The sequence below is a fragment of the Stenotrophomonas sp. AS012628 genome, from assembly GCF_010608305.1.
Taxonomy (GTDB): Bacteria; Pseudomonadota; Gammaproteobacteria; order Xanthomonadales; family Xanthomonadaceae; genus Stenotrophomonas; species Stenotrophomonas geniculata.
Genome location: NZ_VMBJ01000013.1, coordinates 44989 through 59966 on the forward strand (window position 1 = coordinate 44989; position 14978 = coordinate 59966).

The window sequence follows — 14978 nt, forward strand, 5'->3', positions numbered from 1 at the left end:
GGGGTCACAGGTTCGAACCCTGTACCGCCCACCACCTGGCTCCCGGCATTGCCGGTGCAGCGGTGGATCACGATGGAAGCCGGCCCTGGGCCGGCTTTTTTCGTTTTAGGCATCGACCACGGTTCCACATGGTCAGCGTTGCACGGCCAGGTCTTCGACGCTGATCATCCGCTGCAACTTCCAGTGGCCGTCCACGCGCTCCCAGAGCTGGGCAACGCGAACCGTCGCACCACGCGTGGGCTGGGCATCGGCGGGTTCGCGTTGCACGGGCTGGTTGGCCAGCCTCAGGACCCGGTCCTGGCGCAGCCGGTAAAGCAGCAGGGAGGGCGAACCGCAATCCTGTCGTACGGCTTCCGGCGGCTGGGTTTCGGCAATCAGGATCTGGCTGCGAAGGGCCTCTTCAGTGGGCTCGTTGCCAGCGCAGAACAGGCTGGAGAGCAGCAGCATCAGGGCAAGCATCGGCATGGCACGGTGCTCCAGCGGGAAAGTGCACGCAGGCTGGCATGACATGTGGGGTGCTGCAGCCGGTCTGCGACGAAGGCCGGAATTGAGCCGCCAAAGACGGCCGGGGGGCGATGAATCCGGGCCGTGCAGGCGTAGACTTCGGTTTACCGCGCAATCGCACCGTCACTGCAAGGAGCTGCCGCATGAGCGATCACGTTCCGGTTTCCCGGCCCAATCCCATCCTCGAGCTGCTGTTCGGCGGCAACATGCTGGAGGGTACCTTCAAGGCGGTGATCTGGGTGGCCCTGCTGGCGGCAGTGCTGGCGTGGACCACGTTCCGCTGAGTCTTCCCGCTGCTCTGCAGCACCGGCAGCGTTGCTGGCCTGCGCTCAGGCGCTGAAGGCCTGGCGCAGGCTGCGCAGGGTGGCCTGGCGATGTTCCTTTGCGGTTGCTTCGCCCATCTCAAGTTCCTGCAGGCGCAATCCCACCAGCGTCATCGACAACGCATAGCCGCGTGCCGCATCGGCGACACGCGAAAGGCCGAGTGCGCGGCGCGTCAGTGCGTTCACGTGTTCCAGGTCGGGCAGCAGCCCCAGGTAGGCGCGCTCGGCGCTGTCCAGGTCCGGGGCACGCAGGATCGCGTGCGCTTCAGCAGCAGGGGAGACGGAGGCCATGGGGGGTCCTTGTCCGTTGCGGGCGCTCGATCAGAACGAGCGCATCAGGGAAATGAAGGCCGACGTCTGCGTGCCGCGACGGGCCATCGGGCTGTCCTTTACGGCATCGCCGAACCACTGGTTGGCGACGACGCCGGTCGCGCGCCACTTCGTGCCCAGAGGCGTACTGACCGCGATCTGCAGGCTCGGCGATGTCGCGCTGCCCGGGTTGTAGGCGGCAAGTCCCGAGCGCAGCGCTTCTTCGTCGGTGATGCCGTAGTAGTAGTCGAGCAGGCGCGCACTGGAGTGCACCACGCCGACCTTGGGCACCCAGGTGAAGCGACCGGCCTGGATCGGATAGCTGTAGTGCAGGCGCGATTCCATGCCACCTCCGTGGTCGGTGACCTCGCGCATCACGCTGGCCTCGACGATGCCCCAGTCGGCGCTGTATTCACCATTGATGCCGGCCATGGCGGACATCTGCCGGCTGTGCAGGCGACGCAGCTGAGGATCGTTCACGTCGTCGGTCTTGAAGCGCAGCGTGTAGGGCGTGACCGCCGCCGACAGGCGCAGGCCTTCGCGCTTGTACAGGTACATGCCCAGCGAGCCCGGGCTGGCGAAGAAGCGCTCGCCCTGCCAGGCAATGGACGGTACGACCAGCGGCTTGACGTCGTAGTGGGCGTAGGCCCCTGAGGTCGCGCCGGCACTGATACCGGCCTGCACCCCCGGGTTCCGGTCGGCGGCGTGGGTGATCAACGGGAGGCCGATGGCAGCGGAGAACAGCAACGGGCGCAGCAGGGTCGGGGACAGCGACGGCATCGATCAGCCACTTTGCGGGGGATGGCTGTGCATGGTGCGGCCACAACATTGTCAGAACATTGCGCCTTGGCATTCGGCACGCGAAGGCGCCCAAAGCCGGCGCCAGGCACTATGATCGGCACCGTTTCCGGTAGCCGAGCCCCTGATGCGCATCCTCCTGGTCGAAGACGATCCCGATCTGTCCCGTGCCCTGCAATCGGGCCTGGAGCGGCAGGGCGTGGTCGCCGACGTGGTCGGCAGCCTGGCCGAAGCCGCGGTCGCGCTGCGCGAGCCGGTGCACCAGCTGATGCTGCTCGACCGCCAGCTGCCCGATGGCGATGGCGTGGCGTTCGTCGCCACCGCGCGCGCGCTGCGCCCGAACCTGGCGGTGATCATGCTGACCGCCAAGGGCACGCTGTCGGACAAGGTCGAGGGGCTGGATGTCGGTGCCGATGACTACCTGGTGAAGCCGGTGGCGATCGAAGAGCTGATGGCGCGGATCCGCGCGGTCTCGCGCCGGCCCTCGGCGATGGTGACGCCAAGCCTGCATCTGGGCCGGCTGGAATTCGACTTCGAATCGCTGCAGGCGCAGGTGGAGGGCCAGCTGCTGGCGCTGCCCCGGCGCCAGGTACTGGTGCTGCAGGCGCTGGCGATGCGCCAGGGGCGCACGGTCACCCGCAGTGCGCTGGAGGCGGCGGTGTACGGTTTTGATGATGAGATCCAGTCCAATGCGCTCGATGCGCACATTTCCAAGCTGCGCAAGGCGCTGCAGCAGGCCGGGGCCGGTGTGGAGATCCACGTGATCCGCGGCGTCGGCTACCTGCTGGCGGAGGCCTGAGATGGCACGTCCGATCCGCTCCATCACCCTGGGCCTGGCCTGGCGGTTGTTCCTGGCGCAGGCCTTCACCGTGCTGTTCGCTGTGGTTGCGTTGATCCTGACCTGGGGTGACAAGGACACCTGGGGCATGGACATGTTCATGGCCGAGGCGGTGGCCAAGGCGGTGCACAGCGATGGTGGCCGGCTGGTGCTGGACCAGGCGCGCTGGGAAAAGCTCGATGCCAGTGCCGGCAGCAACCTCTGGTTCGCGGCAGTCGACGACAAGGGGGTCTGGTTGGAGCGCGGCACGATTCCGGCGATCCACGCGCCGCTGCTGGCGCGGTTGCCGACGCTGGGCGCGACCGAACTTGGTTCGCTGGTTCCGCCCTACCTGGATGTGGCGCGGGTGATGATCCGCAACGAGGATGGACGGCGCATCACGGTGATGGTGGGCGGGGCACCGAAGGGCGGGCTGCTGGATGGCGCGCTGATGGTGCTGCGTCTGATCGGCCTGTGGTTCTTCCTGCCGCTGATCGTGGTCACGCTGCTGGTGATGCCGACCGTGATCCACCGCGCGATGCGTGGCGTGCGCCGCTCCGCGCAACAGGCCAAGGAGCTGGATATCGGCCAGCCGGGTGCGCGGCTGGATGCGCAGCTGGTGTCGACCGAGGTCGCGCCGTTGGTCGAAGCCTTCAACGACGCGATCGACAAGGTGCAGCAGGGCTATGCAGCGCGTGACAAGTTCCTTGCCGATGCCGCGCACGAGCTGCGTGTGCCGATCGCGGTGGTGCAGGCGCGCCTGTCGCAGCTGCCGCAGGGCGAGCTGAAGTCGCAGCTGCTGACCGACGTGGCGCGGCTCGGCAACGTCGCCGAGCACCTGCTTGACCTGCAGCGACTTGATCGCAATGTCGGCGCACTGCAGCGGCTGGATCTGGCGCTGCTGGTGCGTGAAGCGGCCGCCGATCTGGCGCCGCTGGTGGTCGGTGCCGGCTACGGCTTCGAAGTGGATGCACCTGAGATGCCGGTGTGGATCCACGGCGACAGCCTGGCGCTGGGCCGGGTGATCGCCAACCTGGTGCACAACGCCATCGTCCACGGCGGTGGACGCGGCACCATCTGCGTGCGCCTGGATGCACGTGGCCTGCTGGAAGTCAGCGATCAGGGCGCCGGTATTCCGGTGAGCGATCGTGAAGCGATCTTCGAGCCGTTCCATCGTCTGCGGGCGGCGGGCAGTGGCAGTGGCTTGGGCCTGCATCTGGTGAAGGAAATCGTGCAGCACCACGGCGGCTCGGTCAGTGTCGGTGAGGCCGCCGGCGGTGGTGCCAGCTTCCGGGTCAACTTCCACCGCGGCACCGTCCGGCGCTGACAGCCGCGCGGGGAAAACCCCGATAGGCAACCTGTCGCGCCCGGCGGCAGGCTGCTGGAATGGTTTCCGAACGTTCCGCGCCGGCCCTGTTCGGCCCCGGCTGTGCCGCCGGCCTGGTGCTGGGCGCGCTGGCCTGCGTGCAGATGCCGGCGCTGCTGCCGCTGTGGCTGAGCGTGCCGATGGCGGTTGCCGGTGGCGCGGGCTGGCTGCTGCGCTGGCGAGGCCGCACCTGGGCTGCAGTCATGCTCGGCCTGGCATGGGCAACAGTGCACGGGCAATGGGCCTTGCACGACCAGCTTCCACCCGACGCGCCGCCGCAGGATGTGCAGGTGCGCGGGCGGGTGGCCGATCTTCCGCAGAGAGGCCCCGGTTACACGCGTTTCGTGCTGCACGTGGAGGAGGCCGATACGCTGCCAGCGCTGCGCGGCAAGCGCCTGCAGGTCACCTGGAACGACCCGTGGCGCGGATCGTCAGCGCACGGGGCCGGCGGGCGCCATGCGGTTCGTGCCGGGGCGCATTGGCAGATGTCGTTGCGCGTGCGTGCGCCACGCTCGCGGATCAATCCCGGCGGCTTCGATGGCGAACGCCATGCATTGCTGCGTGGTATCTCCGGCAATGGCACGGTGCGCGACCCGGGCGCTGCCCGTGAGCACGCGCCTGCGCAGGGCCTGCCGGCCTGGCGCGAGCGCAGCAGTGATGCCATCGCCACGCAGGTGGCACATCCTGCCGCGCGGTTCGTGCAGGCCTTGGCCCTGGGCGACACCCGCGGCCTGTCCGATGCCGACTGGGAACACCTGCGCGCGCTGGGCCTGACCCATCTGGTCGCCATCTCCGGGTTCCACGTGGGCGTGGTGGCGGGCTTCGGCGTACTGTTATGCCGCGTGTCGTGGTGGCTGTGCCCAGTGCTGGGACGGTACTGGCCACGGCCGCAGGCGGCGGCATGGGGCGCGGCGCTGGCCGCAGCCGCCTATGCCGTGGCAGCCGGCGGCGCGCTGCCAACGGTGCGTGCGGCGCTGATGATCGGGTTGGTGGCACTGGCCCGTGCCGGACGTCGCCCGGTGGGTGCGGGGCAGGGGCTGGCCCTGGCCGCGATGGTGATGCTGCTGCCGGCGCCGCTGTCGGTGCTGTCGGCCGGCTTCTGGCTCAGCTTTGGCGGCGTGCTGTGGCTGCTGTGGTGCCTGCCGCGAACCGGGCCGGAGGGCGCCGGTGGGGGCCTGCGTGGCTTCCTGGCCGCGCAGGGCGTGGCCAGCCTCGGCCTGTTGCCGCTGTGCGTGGCCCTGTTCGGCGGCACCGCGCGCTTGGGGCCGCTGGTCAACCTGCCGATCATTCCGTGGTGGACCCTGCTGGTGGTGCCGTTGTCGTTGCTGGGTACTGCGCTGCAGGTGCTGCACGACGGTGCCGGGCGCTGGGCCTGGCGTGCCGCTGCCTGGCTGTTCGAGCTGAGTTGGCAGGCGCTGCAGCCACTGGCGCTGCACCCGCAGGCCATGTGGTGGTTGGCCGAGGCGCCGCGCTGGGCCGTCCCGGCGGCATTGGCGGGGGTGTTCTGGTGGCTGCTGCCACGCGGCGCCGGCGGTGGCCTGGCGGGCCTGCTGCTGTGCCTGCCGCTGCTGTGGCCCGCCCGGCATGCACCGGCCGAAGGGGAGCTGGAGCTGCTGGTGCATGACGTAGGGCAGGGCACTGCGGTGCTGGTGCGTACGGCGCGGCACGCGCTCTGGTACGACGTGGGGCCGCCCACTGGCGGCGAGGGCAACGAACGGATTCTGGTCCCGGCCCTGCGCGCGCTCGGCCAGGGGCCGCCCCGGCAGGCGATGCTCAGCCATGACCATCTTGATCACACCGGCAGCCTGTCCAGCCTGCGACGGCAGCTGCCCGGACTGCAGCTGCTGGCACCACCGGGCAGCACCATCGCTGGCGCCACGCCCTGCCAGCAGGGGCTGCGCTGGCAGTGGGACGGGGTTGATTTCCAGGTCCTGCACCCGGCGCCGGGCAGCCGTCAGGCCGAAAACGAGGACAGCTGCGTGCTGCGCATCGCCAGCCGCCACGGCGCGGTCCTGCTGCCGGGTGACATCGGCCGGCCGGCCGAGCGGACGCTGCTGCAGGCGTCTCCGGCAGCGCTGAAGGCGGATGTGGTGCTGGTGCCCCACCATGGCAGCGGCGGCAGCTCCAGCGCGCCGTGGGTTGAGGCCGTGGCGCCACGGCTGGCGGTGGTCTCGGCCGGGCACCGCAACCGCTTCGGGCACCCTCGCCAGGACGTGGTCCAGCGCTGGCAGGCGCAAGGGGCCGAGGTACTGGCCACGGCCGATTCCGGGGCGATCCGCATATGGCTTGGCGCACAAGGGCTGCAGCTGCGTGAACAGCGCATCCACGCATTCCGCTGGTGGGATGCCGCTGGGCGGGCGCGGTCGGCTGCTATCCTATCGCCGATCGAACAAGCGGCCGTTGGGCCGGAGGGTTGAAACGTGTGGGAACTGGTCAAGGCCGGTGGCTGGCCGATGGTGCCGCTGCTGCTGTTGGGCGTACTGGCTTTGGCGATCATCCTGGAGCGTTTCTGGTCCCTGCGGCGTACTGAAGTGCTGCCGCCCGGCCTCGGCCAGGAAGTGCGCAACTGGGCGGCACGCGGCAAGCTCGACCCGGCCCACCTGCAGACCCTGCGCGCGAACTCGCCGCTGGGCGCGCTGCTGGCCGCGGCGCTGGAAGCGCGCAACCGTCCGCGTGACCAGATCCGCGAGCGCATCGAAGACACCGGCCGCCACCTGGTGCACCGCATGGAGCGTTTCCTCAACGCGCTGGGCACCATCGCTTCGGCCGGGCCGCTGCTGGGCCTGCTGGGCACGGTGATCGGCATGATCCAGATGTTCCTGGGCATCCTCGACCACGGCGTGGGTGATGTGAACCAGCTGGCCGGTGGTATCGGCAAGGCGCTGGTGTGCACCGCCACCGGCATGATCGTCGCCATTCCGGCGCTGATGTTCCACCGCTACTTCAAGGGCCGCATCCACGGTTACGTGGTGGAGATGGAGCAGGAAGCCAGCGCGCTGCTGGATACGCTGGATGGCCGACCCGGGGTGATGAACCCTGCCGCTGCCACGCGCCCGGCCGGCGCGGCGATGGCGAAGGCCTGATCGATGCGTATCGGCAACGACCGATCCCAGGATGAGCCGCATATCGACCTGGTGCCACTGATCGACGTCATCCTGGTGTTGATCATCTTCTTCGTGGTCACCACTACCTTCGACGCGCGCTCGACACTCCAGGTGGAGCTGCCCACGGCCAGCCAGCAGCCCAGCAATGAGCCACCGCGCTCGTTGAGCGTGCTGATCAACGCCGAAGGCCGCTACTTCATCAATGACCAGGAAGTGCTGCGCAACGACGTCGAGTCGGTCAAGCAGACCATCGCGGCCGTTGCCGGCAGCGACCGCACCCAGCCGGTGCTGTTGCGTGCCGATGCCCGCACGCCCTATCAGGCCGTGGTGACCGCGCAGGATGCGCTCGGTCAGCTCGGCTTCCGCCGTATTGCCATTGCAACAGCACCCGAGGTGCGTCCATGAGTTCCAAACACGCGCCGGTGTGGCCGATCTACAAACGTCTGCTGGGATACACCCGTGCCTACTGGGGCATGATGGTCGCCGCTGTCATCGCCATGGCGGTGGAGTCGGTGGCCGGCTACCACTTCACCAAGCTGATGGAGCCGCTGGTCAACCGCGGCTTCGTCAACCCCGAACCGAAAATGGCGGTGATCCTGCCGCTGACCATCCTTGGTCTGTTCCTGATGCGCAGCGCCGCCACCTGGGTGAGCGACTACGCGCTGGCCAAGACCGGTCGCAGCGTGGTGCGTGACCTGCGTGAACAGGTGCTGGCCAAGTACCTGCACCTGCCGTCCTCGCATTTCGATACCGAATCGACGCCAGTGATGGTCAGCCGCCTGAACTTCGATACCGAGCAGGTCACCCAGGCCAGTGCCGATGCGCTCAAGACCGTGGTTGCCGACACCCTGACCATCATCGCCATGCTGGCGGTGATGCTGCAGATGAGTGTCAAGGTGACCGTGGCCATGCTGGTGGTGGTGCCGATGATCGGCGTGATCGTGTCCTACGTCGGGAAGCGCTACCGGCGCATCAGCCGTGGCATCCAGGACGGCATGGGCACGATGGCGCAGACCGCCGAGCAGTCGCTGGCGGCCCAGCAGGAAGTGAAGGTGCACGGCACCCAGCAGCACGAAATGTCGCGCTACTCGCGCCTGGCCAACCGCATGCTGGCGCTGAACATGAAGGTGGAAATCACCCGTGCCGGTGCCTCCAGCGTGGTCCAGTTCCTGGCCGCGCTGGCGCTGGCGGTGATCGTCTGGGTGTCGACCCGCGAAGCACTGGCAGGCCGCCTCAATGCCGGCCAGTTCATGGGCCTGATGATCTCGATGACGGCGATCATCCCGTCGCTGCGCCGCCTGACCAGCGTGCAGTCCTCGATCTCCCGCGGTGTGTCCGCCGCCGAGCGCCTGTTCGACATCCTCGACATGCCGGTCGAGCGCGACGATGGCCGCAACACGGTGCAGCGCGTGCGCGGCGAACTGGCCTTCGAGCACGTCATGCTGCGTTACCGCGAAGACAGTGGCATCGCCCTGGACGACATCAGCTTCGTGGCCAAGCCGGGTACGGTCACTGCCATCGTCGGTCGGTCCGGCAGTGGCAAGACCAGCCTGATCCGGCTGGTGCCGCGCTTCTATGAACCCAGCGGCGGGCGCATCACTCTCGATGGCGTGGCACTGGATGACTATCCGCTGGCCGACCTGCGTCGCCAGGTGGCGATGGTCGGGCAGAAGGTCATGCTGTTCGATGACACCATTGGCGCGAACATCGCCTATGGCATGGACGCGACCGATGAACAGATCCGAGCGGCGGCCGAAGCCGCAAACGCCTGGGAGTTCATCGCGCGCATGCCGCAGCAGCTGCAGACCCCGGTGGGCGAGAACGGCGCGCTGCTGTCCGGCGGCCAGCGCCAGCGCCTGGCGATCGCCCGTGCGATCCTGCGCGACGCGCCGATCCTGATCCTCGATGAAGCCACCGCAGCGCTCGACAACGAATCGGAGCGCCTGGTGCAGGACGCGCTGCAGCGATTGATGCCCGAGCGCACCACGCTGGTCATCGCGCACCGCTTGTCGACCATCGAGCATGCAGACCAGGTGCTGGTGATGGACCACGGTCGCATCGTCGAGCGCGGTACCCACAAGGAGCTGCTCACCATGGGTGGCCTCTACCAGCATCTGCACAGCATGCAGTTCCGCGAAAGGCAGGACTGATGGCCGGCAAGGGTACCCAGACCCCGCCGTACTGGTACGACGGCAGCCCGGTTCCGTGGGCGATGCGCCTGCTGGCGCCGCTGTATGCCGGCGTCACCGCGCTGCGCCGGCGCGCCTATCGGCGTGGCTGGCGCAAGCGCTACACGCTGCCGGTGCCGGTCATCGTGGTTGGCAACATCACCGCCGGTGGGACTGGCAAGACGCCACTGACCATCGCGCTGGTGGAGCGCCTGCGTGCCGCCGGCTGGAAGCCGGGCGTGGCCAGTCGTGGCTACGGCCGCGAAGATGCCGACAAACCGCTGTGGGTGAAGGCCAATACGCCGACTGCCAAGGGCGGTGACGAACCGGTGCTGATTGCCTGGAAGACAGGCGTACCGGTGCGCGTGGACCGTGATCGCGTTGCTGCCGGCAAGGCGCTGATCGAGGCCGGCTGCGATGTGATCGTCTGCGACGACGGCCTGCAGCACTACCGGCTGGCGCGCGACATCGAGATCGAAGTGGTCGATGCGCAGCGCCGCTACGGCAATGGCCGGATGATTCCGGCCGGACCGCTGCGCGAGCCGGTCAGCCGCGCCAGCGAGTGCGATTTCCGTGTGGTGAATCTTGGCCAGGCCAATGAGGAATCTGCGGCCCAGGCCTGTGGTTTCGGCCAGTGGCCGATGGCCCTGCACATCGACAGCGCGCAGCCGCTGGCCGGCGGCCGTGCCCGTCCACTGTCGTACTTCAAGGGCCAGCGCGTGCACGCCGTGGCCGGCATCGCCCACCCGCAGCGCTTTTTCGACATGCTGCGCGCGCGAGGCATCGGCGTGGTGCCGCACGCATTCGCCGACCATCAGGCCTATCAGCCGCAGGACCTGTCCTTTGGCAGCCAGCTGCCAGTGCTGATGACCGAAAAGGACGCGGTGAAATGTCGGGCGTTCGGCAATGACTGGCACTACGCGGTCCCGCTGCGCGCCGAGCTGCCTGCCGCGTTCTGGGTGGCGCTGACCGACCGCCTGGACAAGCTGCGACCGAACTGAGTGGCACGGCGGCGCTTGCATTCATGCGCCGCCGGCCGCATTCCCGTTGTAACGAGCCTGCCGAGTACCGCCCCATGACCGAATTCGTCGTCGCCATCCCGGCCCGCTATGCCGCCTCGCGGCTGCCGGGCAAGCCGCTGCGCCTGCTGGACGGTGAGCCGCTGGTGCTGCATGTGGCGCGCCGCGCGCTGCAGGCCGGTGCCGGCGAGGTCTGGGTCGCTACCGACGATCAACGCATTGCCGACGCACTGTCCGGCCTGGCCGAAGTGAAGGTGGCAATGACCGCCACCTCGCATGCCTCCGGCACCGATCGCCTGGCCGAGTGCGCGCGCATCGCCGGCTGGGCCGATGACACCGTGGTGGTCAACCTGCAGGGCGACGAGCCGTTTGCACCCGCAGCGGGTATCCGTGCGGTGGCCCAGGCGCTGGTTGACGGCAATGCGCCGATGTCGACCCTGGCGACCGCCGTGGAGGATGCAGAAACCCTGTTCGATCCGAACGTGGTGAAGCTGGTGCGCAACGTGCGCAACGAGGCGATGTACTTCAGCCGCGCGCCGATCGCCTGGCATCGCGATGGCTTCGCACGCAGCCGTGACACGTTGCCGGCCGGTCACAACTGGCTGCGTCACATCGGCATCTACGGCTATCGCGCCGGTTTCCTGCAGCAGTTCGCGGCGATGCCGCCGGGCCAGCTGGAGCAGGTCGAATCGCTGGAACAGCTGCGCGTGCTGGAAGCGGGCTTCCCGATCAGCGTGGCGATCTCGCCCGAACCGTTCCCGCCGGGCATCGACACGCCCGAGGACCTGGAGCGCGCCGAAGCACTGGTGCAGACGCTGGCGGCACGATGAAGCTGCTGGTCGTCTGCCTCGGCAACATCTGCCGTTCGCCGATGGCCGAAGGTGCGCTGCGCGCACGCCTGGAGGCCTCGCCGCTGGCCGGGCGGGTGCAGGTGGATTCGGCCGGCACCGGCGACTGGCATGTGGGCGAGCCGCCGGACCGGCGTGCAATCGCCTGCGCGGCCGGGCACGGCGTGGACATCGGCGGCCTGCGTGCACGCCAGCTGCAGGCTGTGGATTTCGAACGTTTCGACTGGATCCTGTGCGCCGACGAGGCCAACCTGCGTGATGCCGGCCGTATCGCCACGCCGGCCCAGCGCGAACGCCTGGCACTGTACCTGCCATGGTCGGGCGGAGAGGGCCGGGTGGCGATCCCGGATCCCTACACCGGCGGCAGTGATCATTTCGAACAGGTCTGGACATTGGTCGACAATGCTGCAAAACGTGCCGTGGCACGACTGTTGCATGACGCCGACTCCGGCATAATCGGGCCATGAACGTCCAGCCCGTCCCGGACCTGCCCGAGTTCGCCACCTGGCTCAATGCCACCCCCTGCACCCTGACCGAACTGCGCGGTCGGCCGGTGGCGCTGTTGTTCGTCAACGCCGCCTCCGCCTGGAGCGCGCAACGCCTGGCCGAGTTTGGCCAATGGCTGTCGCGCCACCCCGGCAAGCTGCAGCCGCTGGTGCTGCAGGTGCCGCGCTTCGACTTCGAACGCGACGCCGGTGCCGCACTGAAGCTGTTGCGTCGCCAGGGCCTGACGATGCCGGTCCTGCTCGATGCCGACTGGGATGGCTGGCGCCGCTTCGGGATCACCGCCTGGCCAACCCTGGTGCTGCTGGATGCGCAGGGCCGCGAACAGCAGCGGCTGGTCGGGCAGGGCGCGCCCGGCGAACTGGAGCGTGCCTTGAACGCACTGTGCGAAGGCGCACCGTCGGCGCCGCCGCGCGGCGGCAGCGAACTGCATCCGGAACCGCGCCAGTCCCTGCGCTTCCCGCAGGGACTGGCGGTCAGCACCGAACGCCTGTACATCGCCGACAGCGGCCATCACCGCATCCTCGAATGCAGCCATGGTGGCCGCATCCTGCGCCAGTTCGGCCTCGGCACCGCCGATTTCATGGACGGCAACCTCGCCGAAGCGGCGTTCCATCGCCCGCAGGCGCTGGTGCTGGAGCGCGATTCGCTGTACGTGGCCGATACCGGCAACCACGCCGTGCGCCGCATCAACCTGCTGACCGGCATCGTCGACACGCTGTGTGGCAACGGTCGTCCCGGGGCGCCGGTGGAAGGTCCGGTCGCGCAGGCGCGGCAGGTCTCGATGGACCATCCGGTTGGCCTGGCCATCGCCGACAACCAGCTGCACATCGCCATGGCCGGCGACAACCGCATCTGGAGCTACCACTTGGGCCAGCGCAGCCTGCAATGGCGCGCGGGCAGTGGTTCCATTGACGAGCGGGATGGCAGCGGCCATCTGGCTGCCTTTGCCCAGCCAACCGCGCTGGCCGTGGTGCAGCAGGTGCTGTACGTGGCCGATGCGCTGGGTTCCTCGATCCGCGCGCTGCAACTGCGCAGCGACCTGGTGCAGACGCTGGTCGGGCAGGGGCCGTGGCGCTTCGGCAGTGAAGACGGCCCGCGTGCGCAGGCCAGCCTGCAGTTCCCCCAGGCGATCGCCTTGAGCTCGGACGCCCCGCTGCTGTGGATTGCCGATACCGGCAACGGTCGCCTGCGCACGCTGCGCCTGGGCGGTGGCGAACTGACCACCCAACCGCTGCCACGCCGCCTGCATGGCCCGGCGGGGTTGGCGGTAGGTGCCGGTGCGGTGTGGATCGCCGAGACCGACGCCCACGCCGTGCTGCGCTTCGACCCCGACAGCGGCGTGCTCAGCGAAGTGCCGATCAGCGAATGACCGACGTTCCTGCTCCGGTCTTCGATGGCAAGGCCTTCGCGGCCCAGCTCAGCACCGCCCCCGGCGTATACCGCATGTACGCGGCCGACGACACTCTGCTGTACGTGGGCAAGGCGCGCGCGCTGCGCAATCGCGTCGGCAGCTATTTCAGCGGCAGCCCGAAGAACGCGCGGATCATGTCGATGATCTCGCAGATCACGCGCATGGACGTGACCGTGACGCGCTCGGAAGCCGAGGCGCTGCTGCTGGAAAACCAGCTGATCAAGTCGCTGTCGCCGCGCTACAACGTCTCGCTGCGCGACGACAAGACCTACCCGCATGTGCTGCTGACCCGCGAGGACTGGCCGCGCATCGCGCTGCATCGTGGTCCGCGCGCCATTCCCGGTCGCTATTTCGGGCCGTATCCCGGCGTGACCGCAGTGCGCGAAACTCTGAACCTGATGCACAAGCTGTTCAAGCTGCGCAGCTGCGAGGACAGCGTGTTCCGAAACCGCTCGCGGCCGTGCCTGCAGTACCAGATCGGCCGCTGCAGCGCGCCCTGCGTGGAGCTGGTACCGGCGCCGGACTACGCCGAGTCGGTGCGCCGCGCTGCGCTCTTCCTGGAAGGCAAGAGCGACGAACTGACCCGCGAGCTGGGCGAGCAGATGCAGGCCGCCAGCGAGGCGCTGGAGTTCGAGCAGGCCGCGCGCCTGCGCGACCTGATCTCCTCGCTGCGCAGCATGCAGACCCGCCAGTACGTGGACGGCCGCGCCGCAGATCTGGACGTGCTGGCGGTGGCCATGCAAGGGTCTCAGGCCTGCGTGCTGCTGCTGGCCTTCCGCGATGGCCGCAATCTTGGCACCCGCCCATTCTTCCCGCGCACCAACGGTGAGGAGAGCCCGGAGGAAGTGCTGGCCGCCTTCGTCTCGCAGTACTACATCGAATTCGAGCCACCGCGCGAGATCCTGCTGGATCGCGAGATTCCCGACGCCGACCTGCTGGTCGCCGCGCTGTCCGCCTCGGCCGAACGCAAGGTACAGCTGAAGTGGAACGTGCGCGGCGAGCGTGCCGGCTACGTGGAACTGGCCAGCCGCAACGCGCAGCTGACCCTGGCCACCGAACTCAACAGCCGCAACGCGCAGCACGCGCGCAGCGATGCACTGCGTGACATGCTGGGCCTCGCCGAGCCGGTCAAGCGCGTGGAATGCTTCGACATCAGCCACACCCTGGGCGAGGCGACAGTGGCCTCGTGCGTGGTGTTCGACGCCGCCGGGCCGGTGCGCGCGCAGTACCGCCGCTTCAACATCAGTGGCATCGAGCCGGGCGATGACTATGCCGCCATGCGCCAGGCCATCGACCGTCGCTTCCGTCGTGCGGTGGAAGAGCAGGGCGTGCTGCCGGATGTGCTGCTGATCGACGGTGGAGCTGGCCAGTTGGCGCAGGCCCAGGCCGCACTGGCCGACCTGGGCGTGGAAGGCGTGCTGCTGGTGGGCGTGGCCAAGGGCGTGGAACGCCGTGCCGGGCACGAAGCGCTGGTGATGCCCGATGGTCGTGAGCTGCGCCCGGGGGCCGCTAATCCGGCGCTGCAGTTCATCCAGCAGGTGCGCGACGAGGCGCACCGCTTCGCCATCACCGGCCACCGCGGCCGCCGCCAGAAGGCGCGGATGACCAGCAAGCTGGAGGACATCCCCGGTATCGGCCCCCGCCGCCGTGCCAGCCTGCTCAAGCATTTCGGCGGCCTGGTCGGCCTGAAAGCCGCTGGCGAAGCGGAAATCGCCAAGGTGGAAGGCATCAATGACGCCCTCGCGGCACGTATCTACGCTAACCTGCACGGGTTGGCCACGCCTGATGCGGCCGAGTAGAGAGA

Annotated in this window: 15 protein-coding genes; 12 read left to right on the top strand and 3 right to left on the bottom strand. The window is 68.7% G+C overall.

Going from position 1 to position 14978, the window contains the following annotated elements; genetic code table 11:
* Positions 1 to 132: 132 nt before the first annotated feature.
* Positions 133 to 465, bottom strand: coding sequence for a hypothetical protein (locus tag G5A07_RS08375; protein ID WP_191863142.1), 333 nt, complete (start codon positions 463 to 465; stop codon positions 133 to 135).
* A gap of 182 nt (positions 466 to 647) precedes the next feature.
* On the opposite strand from G5A07_RS08375, the gene G5A07_RS08380 reads away from it, so the two are divergent.
* Entirely contained in the window at positions 648 to 788 is a 141-nt protein-coding gene (locus G5A07_RS08380; protein ID WP_010486087.1) for a hypothetical protein, read from the top strand.
* A 45-nt stretch (positions 789 to 833) separates the two neighbouring features.
* Here the strand turns inward: G5A07_RS08380 and G5A07_RS08385 are convergent, their stop codons facing one another.
* Both G5A07_RS08385 and G5A07_RS08390 read right to left on the bottom strand, forming a co-directional pair.
* Positions 834 to 1118: a hypothetical protein gene (locus G5A07_RS08385; protein ID WP_191863143.1), complete on the bottom strand. Its 285-nt coding sequence runs from the start codon at positions 1116 to 1118 to the stop codon at positions 834 to 836.
* A gap of 30 nt (positions 1119 to 1148) precedes the next feature.
* Entirely contained in the window at positions 1149 to 1916 is a 768-nt protein-coding gene (locus G5A07_RS08390) for a MipA/OmpV family protein (protein ID WP_191863144.1), read from the bottom strand.
* A 145-nt stretch (positions 1917 to 2061) separates the two neighbouring features.
* On the opposite strand from G5A07_RS08390, the gene G5A07_RS08395 reads away from it, so the two are divergent.
* The 11 genes from G5A07_RS08395 to uvrC all read left to right on the top strand — a co-directional run bounded on the left by G5A07_RS08395 (position 2062) and on the right by uvrC (position 14973).
* Positions 2062 to 2733 carry a response regulator transcription factor gene (locus tag G5A07_RS08395; protein ID WP_057503598.1) on the top strand — a complete coding sequence of 224 codons (672 nt, stop codon included), beginning with the start codon at positions 2062 to 2064 and terminating at the stop codon, positions 2731 to 2733.
* A gap of 1 nt (position 2734) precedes the next feature.
* Entirely contained in the window at positions 2735 to 4078 is a 1344-nt protein-coding gene (locus G5A07_RS08400; RefSeq protein ID WP_191863145.1) for a HAMP domain-containing sensor histidine kinase, read from the top strand.
* Positions 4079 to 4137: 59 nt separating this feature from the next.
* Positions 4138 to 6534, top strand: coding sequence for a DNA internalization-related competence protein ComEC/Rec2 (locus G5A07_RS08405; RefSeq protein ID WP_100448196.1), 2397 nt, complete (start codon positions 4138 to 4140; stop codon positions 6532 to 6534).
* A gap of 3 nt (positions 6535 to 6537) precedes the next feature.
* The gene (locus G5A07_RS08410) at positions 6538 to 7200 is read left to right on the top strand and encodes a MotA/TolQ/ExbB proton channel family protein (protein ID WP_010486081.1); all 663 of its coding nucleotides are present in this window, start codon (positions 6538 to 6540) and stop codon (positions 7198 to 7200) included.
* A gap of 3 nt (positions 7201 to 7203) precedes the next feature.
* The gene (locus tag G5A07_RS08415) at positions 7204 to 7626 is read left to right on the top strand and encodes a biopolymer transporter ExbD (RefSeq protein WP_010486080.1); all 423 of its coding nucleotides are present in this window, start codon (positions 7204 to 7206) and stop codon (positions 7624 to 7626) included.
* A complete protein-coding gene (msbA, locus tag G5A07_RS08420) occupies positions 7623 to 9371 on the top strand; it encodes a lipid A export permease/ATP-binding protein MsbA (protein WP_010486079.1) in 1749 nt (582 codons plus the stop codon). Before G5A07_RS08415 ends, msbA begins: the two co-directional genes overlap by 4 nt.
* On the top strand, positions 9371 to 10390 hold the full coding sequence (gene lpxK, locus G5A07_RS08425; RefSeq protein ID WP_019337176.1) for a tetraacyldisaccharide 4'-kinase: 1020 nt from the start codon (positions 9371 to 9373) through the stop codon (positions 10388 to 10390). The genes msbA and lpxK overlap by 1 nt, the downstream gene beginning before the upstream one ends.
* A 74-nt stretch (positions 10391 to 10464) precedes the next feature.
* Complete coding sequence (kdsB, locus tag G5A07_RS08430) at positions 10465 to 11238, top strand: 3-deoxy-manno-octulosonate cytidylyltransferase (protein WP_191863146.1); 774 nt, start codon at positions 10465 to 10467, stop codon at positions 11236 to 11238.
* Positions 11235 to 11723 carry a low molecular weight protein-tyrosine-phosphatase gene (locus G5A07_RS08435; RefSeq protein ID WP_019337178.1) on the top strand — a complete coding sequence of 163 codons (489 nt, stop codon included), beginning with the start codon at positions 11235 to 11237 and terminating at the stop codon, positions 11721 to 11723. Before kdsB ends, G5A07_RS08435 begins: the two co-directional genes overlap by 4 nt.
* Complete coding sequence (locus G5A07_RS08440; RefSeq protein ID WP_191863147.1) at positions 11720 to 13132, top strand: hypothetical protein; 1413 nt, start codon at positions 11720 to 11722, stop codon at positions 13130 to 13132. The genes G5A07_RS08435 and G5A07_RS08440 overlap by 4 nt, the downstream gene beginning before the upstream one ends.
* The gene (gene uvrC / locus G5A07_RS08445) at positions 13129 to 14973 is read left to right on the top strand and encodes an excinuclease ABC subunit UvrC (RefSeq protein WP_191863148.1); all 1845 of its coding nucleotides are present in this window, start codon (positions 13129 to 13131) and stop codon (positions 14971 to 14973) included. Before G5A07_RS08440 ends, uvrC begins: the two co-directional genes overlap by 4 nt.
* The last annotated feature ends 5 nt before the right edge of the window (positions 14974 to 14978 follow it).